We start from the raw sequence: 17,224 nt of genomic DNA on the forward strand, positions 1-17,224 counted from the left end.
TCGACCCAACGAGACGCTGACCCGTCAGCAATCAACGACGGGTCGACCCAACGACACGCTGACCCGTCAGCAATCAACGACGGATCGACCCAACGACACGCTGACCCGTCAGCAATCGACGACGGATCGACCCAGCGAGACGCTGACCCGTCAGCAATCCATGACGGATCGACCCAACGAGACGCTGACCCGTCAGCAATCAACGACGGGTCGACCCAACGACACGCTGACCCGTCAGCAATCCATGACGGGTCGGCGTTCAGGCGATGAGTCGCGAGCGGGCGCGATGACGCTCCCACTCGATCCGAAACGTCTGCTCGAGGTCCTGGTGGGGGCCGACGACGTTGTGCTTGCGCGCGACGACGATGAACCATCGTTGCGGCCCGCGGAGCCAGACGAGACGGGCATCATCATGCGGCTCCTCGTCCTCACCGTGGAACTCTTCGCCGAAGTACTCCCCACCGAAACGGTCGTCGGGCAGGCCGAAGTCGACGTGGTAGAGGCCGTCGTACGGCGCCTCGACGGGGCACTGGCACGTCGGGCGCGGCAGCCCGGCCGTCAGCCACCGCCGGCGTCCGATGGTCTCGAACTGCGAGTCCGAGTCGGGGTCGACGAATGGCGCCCACGTGCGGGCCTGGACGATCCCGCGGTAGCCCTTGAACCGACCGAGCTCCTCGACGAGCTCGTCGACGTCGAACACCCGCAGCGTCGCGAGGCTGTCCATGGCCGCGAAGGCCTGGTCCGGGTGCAGGAGGCGACCGAGGTCGCAGGCCGTCCGGAGCGGCGTGGTCAGGCGGAGGCCACCCACCTCGACGACGTCCTTCGCGAGCAGCATCCGCTCGCCACTGGTCGTGAGCCCGTTGCGCAGACGACGACCCGGTGGCGCGAACACCGAGACCAGGGGCGTGCTCAGGTGCTCGTCCGGAGCCAGAGCTCGGTCCCCCACCCACACCCAGGCGGCGGTGCGGTCGGTGACCACACAGTCGTCCGGGACCACCAGCTCCAGGCACTGCAGGCGGAGCTCGAGCGAGTCGATGAGACCGGCGACGTGGAACACGCCCGGGAGCCGCCGCTCCATCCGTCCACGCTCCAGCAGCAGCCGACGTCGGCCGTCGCCCACACCACACTCGTCCGCCTGAGCGGCGGTGAACGGTCGATCGGCCGGAAGCGGCGCCATCAGGTCATCGAGCTTGCCAGGACTGAACGGTCTGGTCATGCACCGATGGTCGGACAAGTCAGCGTGACTCGCATCCGCTCCTCCACAGGCCTCGTCGACCCGTCGTAGATCGAGGACGGGTCACCGCAAACACCGACTGACCCGTCGTAGATCGAGGACGGGTCACCGCAAGTGTCGACTGACCCGTCGTAGATCGAGGACGGGTCAGCGGAAATTGCCGACTGACCCGTCATAGATCTACGACGGGTCAGCGAGGGTGGATCAGAGGGCAGAGCCGCCCTGGTAGTCCTTGAAGGACTTGTTCCAGTCGCCGTAGCCGTTGTCGAAGGTCATCGGGCGGTCGGTGCCGGTGTATTCGACGACGTCGCCGCGGCGGCTGATGGAGTAGAGCCAGGCGGCGTTGTCGGTGCTCATGCCGGTGCAGCCGTGGGAGACGTTGGCGTAGCCCTGGGAGCCGACGGACCACGGGGCGGCGTGGATGAACTCGCCGGAGTTGGTGACGCGCATCGCCCACTGGACGTTGTCGATGTCGTAGGACTCCGAGCTGCCCTGCGGGATGCCGACGGTCTCGGAGTTCATCCGCTTGGACTCGAACTTCTCCATGATCACCTTGACGCCGGAGCGGGTGGTGAAGCCCTCCTTGCCAGTGGTGATGGGGAGGGTGCGCAGGAGCTTGCCGTTCTCGAAGACCTTCATGTCGTGGGTCTTGGCGCTGACCTGGTAGATGTGGGCCTTGCCGACGTTGAAGTCGACGACGCGGTCCTCCTGGCCGTAGATGCCGTTGCCGGCGTCGACCCCGTTGACGTCGACGTCGACGGCGACCTTGCTGCCGGGCTTCCAGTAGGTCTTGGGACGCCAGTGGGCCGTGGTGTCGCTGAGCCAGTACCAGGAGCCGGCCTGGGCCGGCGAGGCCGTGACGGTCATGTGCTTCTCGAACTCGGCGCGGTCGGTGACCGGGAGGTCGAAGGTGACGACGACCGGCATGCCGACACCGACCGTCTCGCCCTGCAGCGGGGCGACGGACGGGTAGGTCTGCTCGTCGAGGGTGAGCGGCGACGCGGTGAACGTACGACGGACCTGTGAGCTCGCACCGTCGGCCTCGGCGACCGCCTTGAGGGAGTAGGTGGTGCCGGGCTCGAGGCGCTCGGACGCGGTCCAGGAGACGCCGTCGTCGCTGATCGCACCCGGGAGCTCACCCTCGGGCGAGCTGATCGCGACCGAGGTCAGGGCGCCGGTCTCGGCCGCGACCTTGACGAGGGTCGAGACGGGGACGGCGGGAGCACCCTTGGCGACGTTGAGCTTGATCGCGGGGCCGACGGGGGTCGTCGCATCGTCCTCGGCGACACCCTCGCCGGTGGCGCCGCCGTCGGTGCTGCCCGTGGCGTCACCCTGACCGGCTCCGGCGCCCGGGGCGCTGTCGGAGTCGTCCGAGCCGACGCTGCACGCGGCCATCGTGAGGCCGAGGACGGCGGCCAGGCCAGCCGCGGCCAGTCGGCGCGCACTCGCGCGACCTGAAGGACGAACGGACATCAAGGACTCCCGGGAAGCAGGTGTGGCGGAGCCTCAATCGTAACCGGCGGTCGGACACGAACCGATTCGCCGTGCCAGGAGATGCCTAGTGGGCGTGCTCACCGCGGTAGTACTCGAACACGAGACCCGAGAGGGCCACGGCGCCGAGCAGACCGCCGATGATGAACAGCCACCACGCACCGGCAGCGACGCCGAACACCATGACCGCGAGCGTCGAGCCGCACCACAGGGGCCACCACGAGTAGGGCGGGAAGAACCCGAGCTCACCGGCTCCGTCGGCGATCTCACCGTCCTTGCGGTCCTCGGGGCGGGGATCCATCTTCTTGGCGTGGAAGCCGAGGTAGAGGGTGACCATCAAGGTCAGCAGACCCGTCATGGCCAGGGCGGAGGTGCCCGTCCAGTCGCCGCCGCGGTCGGAGGAGTCGGTGACGAGCCAGTACGCCGGCGTCACCAGCACCACGAAGACGGTGGTGATCCCGAAGATCCAGGCCTCGGACTTCATCGCGCGCTGCCCCCGTCGCCCTCGGTGTCACGGTCGGTGTCCCGCTCGGTGCGCTCCTTGAGGAGCGTCTCGCGTCCCTCCATGTCGGGTGCGTCGGCGAACTTGCCGTCACGCGCCGACTGGTTCTCGTCGAGCTCGATCGCGGCGACCTCGGGGTGATGCAGGTCGAAGGCCGGGGACTCCGACCGGATCCGCGGGATCGAGTGGAAGTTGTGGCGCGGAGGGGGGCAGCTGGTGGCCCACTCGAGCGAGCGGCCCCAGCCCCAGGGGTCGTCGACCTCGACCTTGGGCGCCTTGCGGGACACGTAGACGTTGTAGAGGAACGGCAGCGTCGAGGCACCGAGCAGGAAGGCACCGATGGTGGAGACCTGGTTGAGCGTCTCCCAGCCGTCGGAGGCCTTGTAGTCGGCGTAGCGGCGCGGCATCCCCTCGACGCCCAGCCAGTGCTGAACCAGGAAGGTCGTGTGGAACCCGACGAACAATAGCCAGAAGTGGAGCTTGCCGAGTCGTTCGTCGAGCATCCGGCCGGTCATCTTGGGCCACCAGAAGTAGAAGCCCGCGAACATCGCGAACACCACGGTGCCGAAGACCACGTAGTGGAAGTGGGCGACGACGAAGTAGGAGTCGGAGACGTGGAAGTCGAGGGGCGGGCTGGCCAGGATGATGCCGGTCAGGCCACCGAACAGGAAGGTCGTGAGGAACCCGACCGACCAGAGCATGGGGGTGTCGAAGGACAGAGATCCCCCCCACATCGTGCCGATCCAGTTGAAGAACTTCACTCCTGTGGGCACCGCGATCAGGAACGTCATGCCGGAGAAGAACGGCAGGTTGACCGCACCGGTGACGAACATGTGGTGGGCCCACACGGCCACGGAGAGGATCGCGATGCCGAGCGTGGCGCCGACGAGGCCGACGTAGCCGAAGATCGGCTTGCGGCTGAACACCGGCAGGATCTCGGTCACGATCCCGAAGAACGGCAGCGCGATGATGTAGACCTCGGGGTGCCCGAAGAACCAGAACAGGTGCTGCCACAGGATCGCGCCGCCGTGGGCGGTGTCGAAGACGTGGGCGCCGAGCTGGCGGTCGGCCTCGAGCGAGAGCAGCGCGCCGGCCAGGATCGGGAACGCGACGAGCACGAGGAGGCTCGTGACCAGGGTGTTCCAGACGAACAGCGGCATCCGGAACATCGTCATGCCGGGCGCACGCATGCAGATGATCGTGGTGATGAAGTTGACGGCACCGAGGATCGTGCCGAGACCGGCCATCCACAGCCCCATGATCCACAGGTCACCGCCGACGCCGGGCGAGCGGATCGCGTCGGAGAGCGGGGTGTAGGCGAACCAGCCGAAGTCGGCGGCGCCGCCCGGGGTCAGGAAGCCGGAGGCGGCGATGATGCCGCCGAAGAGGAAGAGCCAGTAGCTGAACATGTTGAGCCGCGGGAACGCCACGTCGGGCGAGCCGATCTGCAGCGGCATGATCACGTTGGCGAACCCGAAGAACAGCGGCGTCGCGAAGAGCAGCAGCATGATCGTGCCGTGCATCGTGAAGAGCTGGTTGTAGAGCTCCTCGTTGACGACCTGGCTGCCGGGGAAGGCGAGCTCGGACCGGATGACGAGCGCCATCAGGCCGGCGAGCAGGAACCACACGAACGACGTGACGAGGTAGAGCTTGCCGATCAGCTTGTGATCGGTCGTCGTCATGATCTTGACGAGCTCCTGGCCCAGCGGCTTGCGGGCCGGGGCGGCGACCTTGGTCGGGTCGGCGGTGGTGGTCATGAGCAGATACCTGCTTCCTCGTCGGACTCCTCGAGGCCGGCCTGGGTGTCGGCGAACTTGCCGCCGCAGATGGGCTCGTCGGAGACGTTGCCCGCGTCGTACTGACCCTGCAGGTACTTGTCGTAGTCGGCGCGCGAGACCACGGAGACCTCGAAGATCATCCGCGAGTGGTAGACCCCGCAGAGCTCGTAGCACTTGCCCGCGTAGGTGCCGATCGTCTTGGGCGTGACCTGGTAGTGGTTCTCCTGGCCCGGCATGACGTCCATCTTGATGAGGAACCCGGGGACGCCGAAGTCGTGGATGACGTCGGGGCTGCGCAGCTCGAACCGCGTGGTCTCGTTGACCGGGAGCACGAGGGTCGGGATGTCGGAGCCGGTGCCGACCTCGTAGACGTTGACGGGGTCGCCGTTGTCGTCCTCGACCTCGTCGGGGTAGTTGAAGGTCCACTGCCACTGCTGACCCACGACGTAGATCGTGTTCTGCGGCTTCACGTCAGGATCGTTGAGGACCGCGTTCTGCGTCGAGATCGTGTGGTCGAAGAACACGATCACCATGATGATCGGGAAGATCGTGTAGAAGATCTCGAGCGGCAGGTTGTAGCGCGTCTGGACGGGGACCTCGTCGTCGTGGCGGCGCCGGAACTTGATCACCGCGTAGAAGATCAGGCCCCACACGAAGACACCGGTCGCGAGCGCGGCGATCCACGCGCCCTGCCAGAGGTCGAGCGTGTGCTCACCCTCGACGGTGACGGGCTTGGGCATCGCGAGACGCTCGAACTCGGAGTCGGAGCCGCAGCCGGCCAGGACGAAGAAGGTAAGACCCAGCAGAGCGGCCAGTCCGACGCGGCGACGCCGCGGAACTGCCGAACGCTCGGGGAGTTGCAGACCCACGAAGGAGACTTCCTCTCAGGCGGTCACGAACGAACAGAACCTTATCGCGATCGGGTCGTCCCGGGTCCCCCGGGTGGGTGGTTGGATCGTGGTGTGTCCGAGGCTCCTGCGGTTCCGCCGCGCTATCTCGACTCCGCGTCGTCCGAGCCCCTGCACCCCGCAGCCCACCAGACGCTGCTGGCGGCCCTCGACGCGGGGTATGCCGACCCGCGCCGGCTGCACCACCCGGCCCGCAACGCCCGCCTGCTGCTCGACAACGCCCGGGCCGCGGTGGCCGAGGCGCTCGGCGTGCGCGCCGACGAGGTGACGTTCACCGGGTCCGGCACCGAGGCGGTGCACCGCGGTCTGCTCGGGCTCGTCTCCGCCACCGCGTACGACGCCCCGGTCACCCACACCGACGTCGAGCACTCCGCGGTGCTCCACGCCGCCGCCTGGTCCGGGCGACCGACGACGGTCGTCCCCGTCGACCGGCTCGGCCGGGTCGACCCCGACGCGCTGCGGTCGGCCGCCGAGGCTCTGGGCGTGGTCGCCGTCCAGGCCGCCAACCACGAGGTCGGCACCGTCCAGCACCTCCCCGACCTGCCGGAGCACGCCGCGGTCTTCGTCGACGCCTGTGCCGCGATGGGGCGGCTCCCCCTGCCCGACCGGTGGGCGGCCGCCGCCGGGTCGGCGCACAAGTGGGGCGGACCGGCCGGGGTGGGCGTGCTCCTGGTGCGTCACCGGGCGGCGTGGCTCAACCCGTTCCCGGCCGACGACCGCGCCGACCACCGCGCGACCGGCTTCGAGAACGTGCCGGCCGCCCTGGCCGCGGCCGCCGCGCTCCAGGCGGTCGTCGCCGAGCGCGGCGAGGTCAACGCCCGCCAGCACGCCCTGGTCGACCGGATCCGCGCCGCCGCGGTGGCGATCGACGACGTCGACGTCGTGGGCGACCCGGTCGACCGGCTCCCCCACCTCGTGACGTTCTCGGTGCTCTACGTCAACGGCGAGCGCCTGGTCACCGCCCTCGACCGGCGCGGCTTCGGCGTGGCGAGCGGCTCGGCCTGCACCGCCTCGACCCTCGAGCCGTCGCGGGTTCTGGCCGCGATGGGCGCCCTCACCCACGGCAACGTGCGGGTCTCCCTGACCCGCGACACCAGCGAGGCCGACGTCGAGGCCTTCTGCGCGGCCCTGCCCGAGGTCGTCGCGGAGCTGCGGTCGTGAGCGAGCAGCCGCTCCCTGAGGCCGCCCTCGAGCTCGACTGCCGCGGGATGCTCTGCCCCGCCCCGATCATCGAGCTGGCGCGCCGGATCGGCGAGGTCGAGGTGGGCGGGCTGGTCGCGGTGGTCGCCGACGACGTGGCCGCACGCTACGACGTACCGGCGTGGTGCCGGATGAAGGAGCAGGTCTACGTCGGCGAGGACGTTGCTTTCGACGGGGTGCCGCGCTACCTGGTGCGGCGGGTCGGCTGAGGGCCGGGTGCGGCCCGGGCGGGTCGGCTGCGGGGGTCTCGACACGCCGGTTCGCGCGCTTCGCGCGCTCAGCGCGCGACGGCTTGCTCGACCACCATCGACGAGGGCGCGCGCTCGCAGGCTCGCGCGCCCCTCGTCACTGCAGGTTCTTGGCCACGTCAGCAGCCGCGGGCACGCCGTAGGACCCCTCGACGCGGGCCACGAACTCGGCCGGCGTGAAGGTGTACTCCTGGGTGCCGACGATCTCGACGACGTAGGCCGCGAGGACCGAGCCGACCTGGGCGGCGCGCTCGAGGTCGAGGTTCCAGCTGAGGGCGGCGAGGAAGCCGGCGCGGAAGGCGTCGCCGACGCCGGTGGGCTCGACGGCGGTGACGCCGGTGGCGGCGGGGACGACGATCGGCTCCTGGCCGTGGCGCAGCACGCGGGCGCCGTCCTTGCCGAGGGTGGTGACCTGGGTGCCGACCCGCGAGAGGACCTCGTCGGGCGTCCAGCCGGTCTTCTGCTCGATCATGTGCGACTCGTACTCGTTGGAGAACAGGATCGTCGCGCCGTCGATCAGCTTGCGGATCAGGTCGCCGTCGCTGAACGCGAGCTGCTGGCTCGGGTCGGCGATGAAGGGGTAGCCCTTCTGGCGGCACTCGTCGGTGTGGCGCAGCATCCCGTCGGGGTCGTCGGCGCCGATGAGGACGTAGTCGGGAGTGCCGACGCGCGAGACGATCGGGCCGAGCTCGATCAGCCGGGCCTCGCTCATCGCGCCGGGGTAGAACGACGCGATCTGGGCGCCGCTCGGGTCGGTCGTGCAGACGAAGCGCGCGGTGTGGCGGCTGTCGGAGATGCGGACGCCGGAGCAGTCGACGCCGTGGCGCTCGAGCCAGGAGCGGTAGTCGGCGAAGTCCTCGCCGGCCGCCCCCACCAGGACCGGCCGCAGGCCCAGGCAGCCCAGGCCGAACACGATGTTGGCCGCCACCCCGCCGCGACGGATCTCGAGGTCGTCGACGAGGAACGAGACCGAGATCTTGTCGAGCTGCTCCACCACGAGCGAGTCGGCGAACTTGCCGCCATAGCTCATCAGGTGGTCGGTGGCGATGGACCCGGCGATCAGTAGAGGCACGTGGCGGAACACTACCGATCGGTATGCGTGGAGGTACTAATCAGTAGCGCCTAGCGTCGCTGTCATGACCTCCTCGTACGACGACCTGGCCGCTCCGGCCGACATGCAGGACGACTGCCGCGCGACGAGCGCCCGCCTCGAGCAGGCCGCCCGCCGGGCCACCCGGCCGGCACCCAGCATCCACTTCGACGAGCAGCCCGCGGAGCGTCCCAAGCCGCAGGTCGAGATCTCGGCCGCCGCGGTCCGGATCGCTGCGGCGCTGCACTTCCACCTCGAGTAGACAGTCCTCCCGCAAAACGACGACAGCCCCCGCCGGTCCGGCGGGGGCTGTCGTCTGTCTGGGTCGATCAGTGGAAGCTGTCTCCACAGGCGCACGACCCCGTGGCGTTGGGGTTGTCGATGGTGAAGCCCTGCTTCTCGATGGAGTCGACGAAGTCGATCTCGGCACCGTTGAGGTAGGGGACGCTCATCCGGTCGACCACGACGGACACGCCGTCGAAGTCGGTGATGACGTCACCGTCGAGCGTGCGCTCGTCGAAGAAGAGCTGGTAGCGCAGTCCGCTGCAGCCACCGGGCTGCACGGAGATGCGGAGCTGCAGGTCGTCGCGGCCCTCCTGTGCGAGGAGGCTCTGCACCTTGCTGGCGGCCACCGAGCTCAGGTTGATCTGGTCGGTACGACGCTCGGTGGTCTCGAGCTGCTCGGTCATTGTGTGCTCCCGTTGCGAGACGTAGGGGTCTGTCCTCGGGTCAATGGTCGCACACCGGGGGTTATTCCACCGGCCCCGCCGGACGGCGGGAGCCTCAGTGCGACCAGGTGCGGGCGACGCGTGCCGCCAGCGCGGACAGCGATCCGGCCGGGTTGCTCATCGCCTGCTCGAGCCCGACCAGGTCGACCAGGGAGTAGGCCGACTCGATGCCCAGGGCCCGCATCTCGCGGGACCCGACGAGCACCTGGCCGGCCAGCGCGACGCACGGCCGCAGGGCGTCGGCGGCGATCTCGGCGACGCCGTAGGGCACCTTGCCCGAGCGGCTGGAGAAGTCGAAGGCGCCCTCGCCGGTCAGCACCAGGTCGGCCGCACCCGCCCGCTCGGCGAGCCGTACGGCCCGGGCGACGAGCTCGATCCCGGGCTCGCGGCGGGCGCCGAGGCAGAGCAGGGCGTAGCCGAGGCCACCGGCGGCCCCGGCCCCCTTCTCCAGCGCCGTACGCCGGTCGGTGGCGTGGGCGAGCTGCTCGAGCCACCCGTCGACCTGGGCGATCATGTCGTCGGCGATGCCCTTCTGCGGGCCGAAGGTCTTGGTGGCTCCGAACAGGCCCGTCAGCGGGATGTCGACGTCGGAGGCCATCACGAGCTCGACCCCGGCGAGACGCTCGCGGGCCGGCCCGAGGTCGACGGTCGACAGCTGGTCGAAGCAGACCGGGCCGCAGTCGAGGATGCCGTCGGAGGTCGCACCGAGCTGCGCCATGAAGCCGGCACCGCCGTCGTTGGTGCCCGAGCCGCCGAGCCCCACGACCACGCGGGTCGCGCCCCCGTCGACCGCGGCCAGCACCAGCTCGCCGACCCCGCTGGTCGTCGCGAACTCCGCGCCGCCGTCGGTCATCAGGTGCAGCCCGCACGACTGCGCACTCTCGACGTAGGCCGTGTCCCCGACCCGCAGCACCGTCGCCGGCACCTGCTCGCCGTGGACGGCCTCGACCGTCACGACGTGGAGCTCGCCGCCGAGGGCGGCGTGGAGCACGTCGACGAAGCCCGGTCCGCCGTCGGCCATCGGGGCGAGGTCGAGCTCGTCGTCGGGCGAGTGGCGGCGCCAGCCCACCGCGATCGCCTCGGCCGCCTCGACCGCGGTCAGGGTGCCGGCGAACTTGTCGGGGGCCACCAGCACGCGCATGGAGCCATCCTGCCTGTCCGCGCCGACAACTACGGTGGCCGGATGGCCGAGGTGCTGTTCCGACCGATGCGACCCGACGACGTGCCCGTGGCCGAACGCCTCTCCGACGAGTCCTTCCTCGAGCTCGACCGCCGGGTCTTCCGCCGCGACCAGCCCGACCCGCGGCCGCGCACCGCCGACCACCGCGCCGGCTGGATCGCCCGCACCCTGCACTTCCTCGAGACCGACCCCGGCGGCTGCTGGGTGGCCGACGCCGACGGGGAGATGGTCGGCTTCGCGACGAGCATCCGGCGCGAGGGCACCTGGATCCTCGCGACCTACGCCGTGAGCCCCGGTCAGCAGGGCCGCGGGCTCGGCAAGCAGGTCCTCGACCGCGCCCTCACCCACAGCCGCGGCTGCCTGCAGGGGATGCTGTCGGCCTCCGACGACCCGCGGGCCGTGCGTCGCTACCTGCTGGCCGGCTTCACGATGCACCCGCAGATGTTCCTCAGCGGGACCGTCGACCGCTCCGCCATCCCTGACGGCACCGGCTCACGCATCCGCGAGGGCACCGCGGCCGACACCGAGCTGATGGACTCGGTCGACCGCCGGGCGCGTGGCGCCGCCCACGGGCCCGACCACGCCCTGATGCAGCGGATCTTCCGGTGGGTCGTCAGCGACACCACCGCGGGGTCGGGCTACGCCTACCTCACCCCGACCGGAGCGGTGGCGCTGCTCGCGGCGACCAACCGGCGTACGGCGGAGAAGCTGCTCTGGTCCGCGATCGCGGACGGCCCCGACGAGCAGACCGTCAGCCACGTCACCGCGGCCAACGACTGGGCGATCGCGGTCGGCACGGCGGCGCGCCTCGACCTCCGCACCAGCGGCTACCTGGCGCTGCGCGGCCTGCGCCCGCCGACGACCTACCTGCACAACGGGGCGCTGCTGTGACCTCCCGCCCCGGGACGGGGAACGAACCGGGCCGTTCCGAGGTTGAGGCGGTGCCGACACCGAGCGCCACCGAGCAGACCTAGGATCGAGCCCATGACGACCGTCGACCTCCCGCTCCTCCCCCTCGGACTCGGCATCGACCGCGGCTCCGAGCGTGGCGTGGAGTGCCCGGGCGACCTGCCCGCGGCGTCCGACCCCGACCTCGTGGCCCGCGCGCTCGCGGCCAAGGAGGCCCTGGGCAGCCGGCTGTTCGTGCTCGGCCACCACTACCAGCGCGACGAGGTCGTCCAGTTCGCCGACGTCATGGGCGACTCGTTCAAGCTGGCGCGCGACGCCGCCGCCCGTCCCGACGCGGAGTTCATCGTCTTCTGCGGCGTGCACTTCATGGCCGAGTCGGCCGACATCCTGACCGGGCCGGGCCAGCAGGTCATCCTGCCCGACCTCGCGGCGGGCTGCTCGATGGCCGACATGGCCCGGCTCCCCCAGGTCGAGGCGGCCTGGCGGGCGCTCGCCGACGCCGGCGTCCAGGACCTCGTGGTCCCGGTGACCTACATGAACTCGAGTGCCGACATCAAGGCGTTCTGCGGCCGCAACGGCGGTGTCGTCTGCACCTCGTCCAACGCCGAGACCGCCCTCGAGTGGGCCTTCGCCGAGCACGGCGACGACACCAAGGTGATGTTCTTCCCCGACCAGCACCTCGGCCGCAACACCGCCGTGCTCAAGATGGGCTACTCCCTCGACGACTGCGTCGTGTGGAACCCCCACCTGCCCAACGGCGGGCTGACCGTCGACGAGCTGCGCGACGCCAAGATGATCCTGTGGAAGGGCCACTGCTCGGTCCACGGGCGCTTCTCGACCAAGGTCGTCGACGAGCTGCGCGCCACCGTGCCCGACGTCCAGATCCTGGTGCACCCCGAGTGCCCGCACGAGGTCGTCCTCAGCGCCGACCTCGTCGGCTCGACGGAGTTCATCATCAAGACCGTCGAGGCCTCCCCCAGCGGGTCGGTCTGGGCCATCGGCACCGAGCTCAACCTGGTGCAGCGCCTGTCCCGCGCCCACCCCGACAAGACGATCCTCTTCCTCGACAAGGACGTCTGCTACTGCTCGACGATGAACCGGATCGACCTCCCCCACTTCGTGTGGGCGCTCGAGTCGCTCGTCGAGGGCGTCGTCGTCAACCGGATCGAGGTCGACCCCGACACCGAGCGCGACGCGCTCGTCGCCCTGCAGCGGATGCTCGACCTGCCGGGCAAGACGCACAAGGACTGATCACGACCGAGCTTGCTCGGGTCGTGATCGAAGGTGGTCGAGCATCGCCGTCACCGGGGCGAGCTTGCTCGCCCCGGTGAACCGGCGTGTCGAGACCCGGTGAGGGATCCCGGGGACGTGACGAGCGCCCCCAACCGCTCACCCAGCCGCCCGGCGGCGTCACGCAGCGCATCCGGACCGATCACCTCCACGTCGTACGGCAGCCACGCGAGGTGGACGGCGAGCCGCTCGAGGTCGTCGCCGCCGGTGGTGAGCAGCGACCAGCCCGGGCGGTCGGGGTCGTCGACGACCGCGCCGACCTGGGGCGGGACGTGCTCGAGCACCGCCTCCGCGGCGGCGTGGACGTGGGCCCGCGCGACGTGACGGTAGGGCGCAGCGACGACCGCGTCCTGCACGAACGTCGCCGGATCGGGGTGCTCACGCGGCTCGAAGCGCCAGGTCGTCGGACGGACGTCGCTCATCCGGTCGAGGCGGAAGGTGCGCCAGTCGTCGCGGTCGACGTCGAAGGCCATGAGGTACCAGCGGCGTGCGGTCGCGACCATCCGCACCGGCTCGACGGTGCGCTCGGTGGCCCGACCGTCGCGGGCGGCGTACCGGAACCGGAGGCGTACGGCGTCGCGACAGGCCCGCGCGAGCGTCATCAGCACCTCGCCCTCGACCTCGGGCCCGCCTCCGACGAGCGTGTCGGTGGCGCCGTGCAGGGCGCGGACCTCGGCCCCCAGCCGGGGCGGCATCACCTGGTCGAGCTTGGCGAGCGTGCGCAGCGCGGCCTCCCCCGCGCCCGCCACCGTGCCGCCGGCCGCCATCCGCAGGGACACCGCCGTGGCGATCGCCTCGTCGTCGTCGAGCAGCAGCGGCGGCAGCGCCTGGCCGGCCCCGAGCCGGTAGCCGCCGCCGACCCCCTGGCTCGCGTGCACGGGGTAGCCCAGGTCGCGCAGCCGCTCGACGTCGCGACGCACGCAGCGGTCGGTGACGCCGAGCTCACCGGCCAGCTCGGGGCCGGTCCAGGCGCGTCGCTGCTGGAGCAGCGTCAGCAGGCGCAGCACGCGCTGGGTGGTCCCGTCGGCCATGACACCACTCTCCCACGGATAGCGGACCGGAACGGTCCGCCATTGCTGCCACGGTGGAGCCATGACCACCGCGACGACCGCACGGACCATCGACCTCAACGCCCTCCTCCGCGAGCAGCTCACCCACCACTGGGACGGCCAGGTGCGGCCCCGCCTCGAGGGGCTGACCGACGCCGAGTACCTCTGGGAGCCGGTCGACGACGCCTGGAACGTGCACCCGGGCACCGACGCCGACCACCCCACGACGATCGACTTCACATTCCCCGAGCCCGACCCGCCGCCCGTCACGACGATCGCCTGGCGGCTGGCGCACGTGGTCGTCGGGATCCTCGCGATGCGCAACGCCGCCCACTTCGGGCGCGAGGCCACCGACTACCAGTCCTTCCCCTACGCCGCCACGGCGGCCGGCGCGCTCGCCCAGCTCGACGAGGAGTACGCCGGGTGGCTGGCCGGGGTGGAGTCCCTCGGCGAGGAGGGGCTCCAGAGGGCGGTCGGCGAGGCCGAGGGAGAGCACGCCGAGGCGTCGTACGCCACGCTGGTTCTGCACATCAACCGCGAGGTCATCCACCACCTCGCCGAGGTCTGCCTGCTGCGCGACCTCTATGCCCGCTACCAGGAGGAGACCGCCCGATGAGCCGCGAGATCCAGGTGACCTTCGACGGCGCCGACCCGAACGCCCTCATGGAGTTCTGGTGCGAGGTGCTCGGCTACGAGAGGGACGCGCCGCCGCCGGGGTTCGACACCTGGGATGCCGCCCTCGACGCGTTCGGCGTACCGTCCGCGGAGCGCAACAGCCGCTCGGCCTGCCACGACCCGGACGGGTCGGGGCCCCGGCTGTTCTTCCAGCAGGTCCCCGAGGGCAAGGCGGCCAAGAACCGGGTGCACCTCGACGTCCGCACCGCGCCCGGGCTGCAGGGCGAGGAGCGGATGGCCGCGCTCGAGGCGGAGAGCCGGCGACTGGTCGCGCTCGGGGCCACGCGGCGCGAGCGCGCGGAGCCGGACCCGCCGCTGAGCCACGGGTTCCTGGTGATGGCCGACCCCGAGGGCAACGAGTTCTGCCTCGACTGAGGCTGCCCGCCAGGCTCGGACCGGCTCGGACCGGCTCAGGTCGCGAGCTCGAGCCACACGGTCGTGCCGCCGCCCGGCGTGGCGACGATGCCCACGGACCCGCCGTGGGCCTGGACGACCCGGCGCACGGTGTCGAGGCCGATGCCCGAGCCGAGGTCGTCGCCGGTGAGCCGCACCCGCGGCGCGAACACCCGCTCCCGCTCGCCCTCGGGGATGCCGACGCCGTTGTCGGCGATCTCGATGCGCCAGCGGTCGTCGAGCTCCCGCGACGTGACGGCGAGCGTCAGCGGGCGGTCGGGGTGGCGGTACTTGGCGGCGTTGTCGAGCAGGTTCTGCAGCACCGACCGCAGCTGGACGGCGTCACCGACGACGACCGGCAGCGGGTCGCGCACGACCGCCACGCCGGCAAGCGGGGCGGCGAGGTCGGCAAGCACCTGGTCGAGGAGCGAGTCGAGTGCGACGGGGCCCGCGCCCATCCGACCACCGAGCGAGGCGTAGACCAGCACCTCGTCGATGAGGGCCGCCATCCGCTCCGAGCTGCTGATCGCGCGGTCGAGCAGCCACGACGCGTCCTCGACGCCGTCACGGTCGGCCAGCTCGTCGCGGAGCAGCTCGAGCGACATCGAGACCCCCGCGAGCGGGGTCTTGAGGTCGTGGCTGACCCGGCCGGCGAACGACGTCAGCCGCTCGTTGGACGCCGCCAGCTCGCGGCTGCGCAGGGTCAGCTCGAGGACGTCGACGATCCGCTCGGCCAGCGTGCGGAGCGCCTCGACCTGCGACGCGTCGAGGTCGCGCGGCACCTCGTCGAAGACGCAGAGGGTGCCGATCACGACGCCGTCGAGGGTCGTCAGCTTGTGGGAGGCGTAGAACCGGACGTTGCCGATGACGCCCGACACGAACGGGTTGTCGTGGAACCGCGGGTCGCGGCTGGCGTCGGGCACGACGAGCGGGGTGTCCTCGTCGAGCACCGCCGCGCACATCGAGTCCTCGCGGCGGCAGATCGACCCGTCGAAGCCGTAGGCTGCGACCTGGTGCTGCTCGGTGTCGGTGATGAGGTTGATGGTCGCCATCGGGGTGCCGCAGATCTTGGCCGCCAGCTCGACGACGGCCAACAGCTCGAGGCGGGGCGGGTGCTCGAGCAGGTCGTACTGCTCGATGCTCCGGACCCGGCGCCTGTCCTCCGTCGTGCTCATCGCAGTCGAGAATAGCCAGCCCGCACCGGCCCGGCGGCTCTAACGCAGCAGCTCGTTGTAGTCGTAGCGAAAGAGCACCCCGTCGGATGAGTCGCGCAGCGTGGCGACCACCGGCGGCACCGAGGTCGTGACCCCGGACTCGGCGAACCGGACGACGTAGGTCGACGTCCCGGTCACCGCGTCGACGCGGTCACCCCCCGGCGTCTCGACCTCGATGCTCGCCACCCCCTCGGGCAGGGGCAGCTCGACGTCGTAGAGACGGCGGGTGCACGAGGCCGGGGCCTCCTTGGGGCAGAGGAGTCCGAAGTCGACGCCGCTCTGCCGGACCACCTCGTCCTCGTCGAGCGGGCCTGTGTCGAGCGGCTCTGGCGCCGTCACCTCCTCGCCCGGGAAGCCGAGCGTGCACGTGCGCCATCGGTCCCCTTGCGCCGACACGAACGTCGCGGTGCTCCCCTCGGCGTCGGTGACCTGGGCGTCGAGGAGCCAGCCGTCGAGCGTGGCGTCGACCGTGACGCAGCCCGCCAGGACGACCGCGTCCTGGCCGGTGGGCTCGGGCGGGGTCGTGGGGGCCGTCGGGGTCTGGCCGGCGGAGTCGGTGGCCGTCGTGGGTGGCGCCAGCGGCTGCTCGGCCGCTCGTTCGTCGGGTACGACGACCGCGACGGCCACCGCGACGGCCGCGGCCGCCGCGACGAGGGCGACCGCGCCGGCCGTCGTACGACGCCGGCGGAGGGCCCTCCCCCGGGCGGCCACGTCGGCGACGCTGAAGCCCAGCGGCCGGCCGGTGTCGTCCGCGACGTCGTCGAGGAGGTCGGTGATCCGGTCGTTCATCAGAGGTCCTCCGTCGCGAGGTCGAGGCCGGTGTCGGCCAGCGAGACCCGCAGCTGGTCGAGCGCCCGGGCGGTCTGGCTCTTGACGGTCCCGCCGTCGATGCCGAGTGCGGTGGCGGTGTCGGCGACGGACAGGTCGGCGAAGTAGCGCAGCACCACGCAGGCGCGGCGCCGGTCGGGCAGCTCGCGCAGCGCGGCGAGCACGGCCAGCCGCCGCTCCGTGGGCGCCATCGGGTCGACGCGCCCCTCCGGCAGGGTCTCGGTCGCGACCTCGCGGCGCCACGGCCGCCGGGACTGGTCGACGACGGCGGTGGCGACGGCCCTGTGGGCGTAGGCGTGGGCCGAGCCGCGGCGGCGGATCCGCGGCCACGCGACATAGACCTTCACCAGGGCGTCCTGGGCTGCATCCTCCGCGCGCTGCCAGTCGCCGCAGAGGAGGTAGGCCGTGCGCCGCAGGCTGCGCGCCGAGCCGGCCACGAACTCCTCGAAGTCCGCGGTCTGGTCGGGTCTCATGCGGATGAGACGCAACGAGGGGCCCGCGGGGTTG

General features: G+C 71.2%; 19 protein-coding genes. 7 read left to right on the forward strand and 12 right to left on the reverse strand.

The window, feature by feature from the left end; all coding sequences use genetic code 11:
• Positions 1–259: 259 nt before the first annotated feature.
• The 5 genes from Q7T52_RS06980 to coxB all read right to left on the reverse strand — a co-directional run bounded on the left by Q7T52_RS06980 (position 260) and on the right by coxB (position 5,745).
• Positions 260–1,216 (reverse strand): hypothetical protein, encoded by a 957-nt coding sequence (locus Q7T52_RS06980; protein ID WP_304800766.1) that lies wholly within the window; start codon positions 1,214–1,216, stop codon positions 260–262.
• Between the two features lie 222 nt (positions 1,217–1,438).
• Positions 1,439–2,707: an Ig-like domain-containing protein gene (locus Q7T52_RS06985; protein WP_304800768.1), complete on the reverse strand. Its 1,269-nt coding sequence runs from the start codon at positions 2,705–2,707 to the stop codon at positions 1,439–1,441.
• 85 nt (positions 2,708–2,792) lie between these two features.
• Entirely contained in the window at positions 2,793–3,209 is a 417-nt protein-coding gene (locus Q7T52_RS06990; RefSeq protein WP_304800770.1) for a cytochrome c oxidase subunit 4, read from the reverse strand.
• Positions 3,206–4,984 (reverse strand): cytochrome c oxidase subunit I, encoded by a 1,779-nt coding sequence (gene ctaD, locus Q7T52_RS06995; RefSeq protein WP_304800771.1) that lies wholly within the window; start codon positions 4,982–4,984, stop codon positions 3,206–3,208. Before ctaD ends, Q7T52_RS06990 begins: the two co-directional genes overlap by 4 nt.
• Entirely contained in the window at positions 4,981–5,745 is a 765-nt protein-coding gene (gene coxB, locus Q7T52_RS07000; protein ID WP_304800773.1) for a cytochrome c oxidase subunit II, read from the reverse strand. The genes ctaD and coxB overlap by 4 nt, the downstream gene beginning before the upstream one ends.
• Positions 5,746–5,967: 222 nt before the next feature.
• Between coxB and Q7T52_RS07005 the strand changes: the two genes are divergently transcribed.
• Both Q7T52_RS07005 and Q7T52_RS07010 read left to right on the forward strand, forming a co-directional pair.
• The gene (locus tag Q7T52_RS07005) at positions 5,968–7,074 is read left to right on the forward strand and encodes a cysteine desulfurase family protein (protein WP_304800775.1); all 1,107 of its coding nucleotides are present in this window, start codon (positions 5,968–5,970) and stop codon (positions 7,072–7,074) included.
• Positions 7,071–7,322 (forward strand): sulfurtransferase TusA family protein, encoded by a 252-nt coding sequence (locus Q7T52_RS07010; RefSeq protein WP_304800777.1) that lies wholly within the window; start codon positions 7,071–7,073, stop codon positions 7,320–7,322. The genes Q7T52_RS07005 and Q7T52_RS07010 overlap by 4 nt, the downstream gene beginning before the upstream one ends.
• A gap of 136 nt (positions 7,323–7,458) precedes the next feature.
• On the opposite strand, the gene Q7T52_RS07015 is transcribed toward Q7T52_RS07010, so the two are convergent.
• Positions 7,459–8,433: a carbohydrate kinase family protein gene (locus tag Q7T52_RS07015; protein ID WP_304800779.1), complete on the reverse strand. Its 975-nt coding sequence runs from the start codon at positions 8,431–8,433 to the stop codon at positions 7,459–7,461.
• Between the two features lie 64 nt (positions 8,434–8,497).
• Between Q7T52_RS07015 and Q7T52_RS07020 the strand changes: the two genes are divergently transcribed.
• Positions 8,498–8,713, forward strand: a complete 216-nt coding sequence (locus Q7T52_RS07020) for a hypothetical protein (protein WP_304800782.1) — start codon at positions 8,498–8,500, stop codon at positions 8,711–8,713.
• Positions 8,714–8,780: 67 nt separating this feature from the next.
• Here Q7T52_RS07020 and erpA read toward each other — a convergent pair whose 3' ends face one another.
• Both erpA and Q7T52_RS07030 read right to left on the reverse strand, forming a co-directional pair.
• Complete coding sequence (gene erpA, locus Q7T52_RS07025; RefSeq protein ID WP_304800784.1) at positions 8,781–9,140, reverse strand: iron-sulfur cluster insertion protein ErpA; 360 nt, start codon at positions 9,138–9,140, stop codon at positions 8,781–8,783.
• A gap of 94 nt (positions 9,141–9,234) precedes the next feature.
• A complete protein-coding gene (locus Q7T52_RS07030; RefSeq protein WP_304800786.1) occupies positions 9,235–10,320 on the reverse strand; it encodes a glycerate kinase in 1,086 nt (361 codons plus the stop codon).
• A 42-nt stretch (positions 10,321–10,362) separates the two neighbouring features.
• Between Q7T52_RS07030 and Q7T52_RS07035 the strand changes: the two genes are divergently transcribed.
• Together Q7T52_RS07035 and nadA are read left to right on the forward strand one after the other, a co-directional pair.
• On the forward strand, positions 10,363–11,250 hold the full coding sequence (locus Q7T52_RS07035; RefSeq protein WP_304800788.1) for a GNAT family N-acetyltransferase: 888 nt from the start codon (positions 10,363–10,365) through the stop codon (positions 11,248–11,250).
• A gap of 93 nt (positions 11,251–11,343) precedes the next feature.
• Positions 11,344–12,519: a quinolinate synthase NadA gene (nadA, locus tag Q7T52_RS07040; protein ID WP_304800790.1), complete on the forward strand. Its 1,176-nt coding sequence runs from the start codon at positions 11,344–11,346 to the stop codon at positions 12,517–12,519.
• Between the two features lie 50 nt (positions 12,520–12,569).
• Here the strand turns inward: nadA and Q7T52_RS07045 are convergent, their stop codons facing one another.
• Entirely contained in the window at positions 12,570–13,589 is a 1,020-nt protein-coding gene (locus Q7T52_RS07045; protein ID WP_304800792.1) for a YafY family protein, read from the reverse strand.
• Between the two features lie 61 nt (positions 13,590–13,650).
• Here Q7T52_RS07045 and Q7T52_RS07050 point away from each other — a divergent pair, with 61 nt between their 5' ends.
• Positions 13,651–14,223, forward strand: a complete 573-nt coding sequence (locus tag Q7T52_RS07050; RefSeq protein ID WP_304800794.1) for a DinB family protein — start codon at positions 13,651–13,653, stop codon at positions 14,221–14,223.
• Positions 14,220–14,657, forward strand: a complete 438-nt coding sequence (locus Q7T52_RS07055) for a VOC family protein (protein ID WP_304800796.1) — start codon at positions 14,220–14,222, stop codon at positions 14,655–14,657. The genes Q7T52_RS07050 and Q7T52_RS07055 overlap by 4 nt, the downstream gene beginning before the upstream one ends.
• A 35-nt stretch (positions 14,658–14,692) precedes the next feature.
• On the opposite strand, the gene Q7T52_RS07060 is transcribed toward Q7T52_RS07055, so the two are convergent.
• The 3 genes from Q7T52_RS07060 to Q7T52_RS07070 are packed head-to-tail and all read right to left on the reverse strand — an operon-like array spanning position 14,693 to position 17,190.
• Positions 14,693–15,850: a GAF domain-containing sensor histidine kinase gene (locus tag Q7T52_RS07060; protein ID WP_304800799.1), complete on the reverse strand. Its 1,158-nt coding sequence runs from the start codon at positions 15,848–15,850 to the stop codon at positions 14,693–14,695.
• Between the two features lie 39 nt (positions 15,851–15,889).
• A complete protein-coding gene (locus tag Q7T52_RS07065; RefSeq protein ID WP_304800801.1) occupies positions 15,890–16,678 on the reverse strand; it encodes a hypothetical protein in 789 nt (262 codons plus the stop codon).
• Entirely contained in the window at positions 16,678–17,190 is a 513-nt protein-coding gene (locus Q7T52_RS07070) for a SigE family RNA polymerase sigma factor (protein ID WP_304800803.1), read from the reverse strand. The genes Q7T52_RS07065 and Q7T52_RS07070 overlap by 1 nt, the downstream gene beginning before the upstream one ends.
• Between the last annotated feature and the right edge of the window lie 34 nt (positions 17,191–17,224).

It is taken from the genome of Nocardioides sp., assembly GCF_030655615.1.
Lineage (GTDB): Bacteria > Actinomycetota > Actinomycetes > Propionibacteriales > Nocardioidaceae > Nocardioides.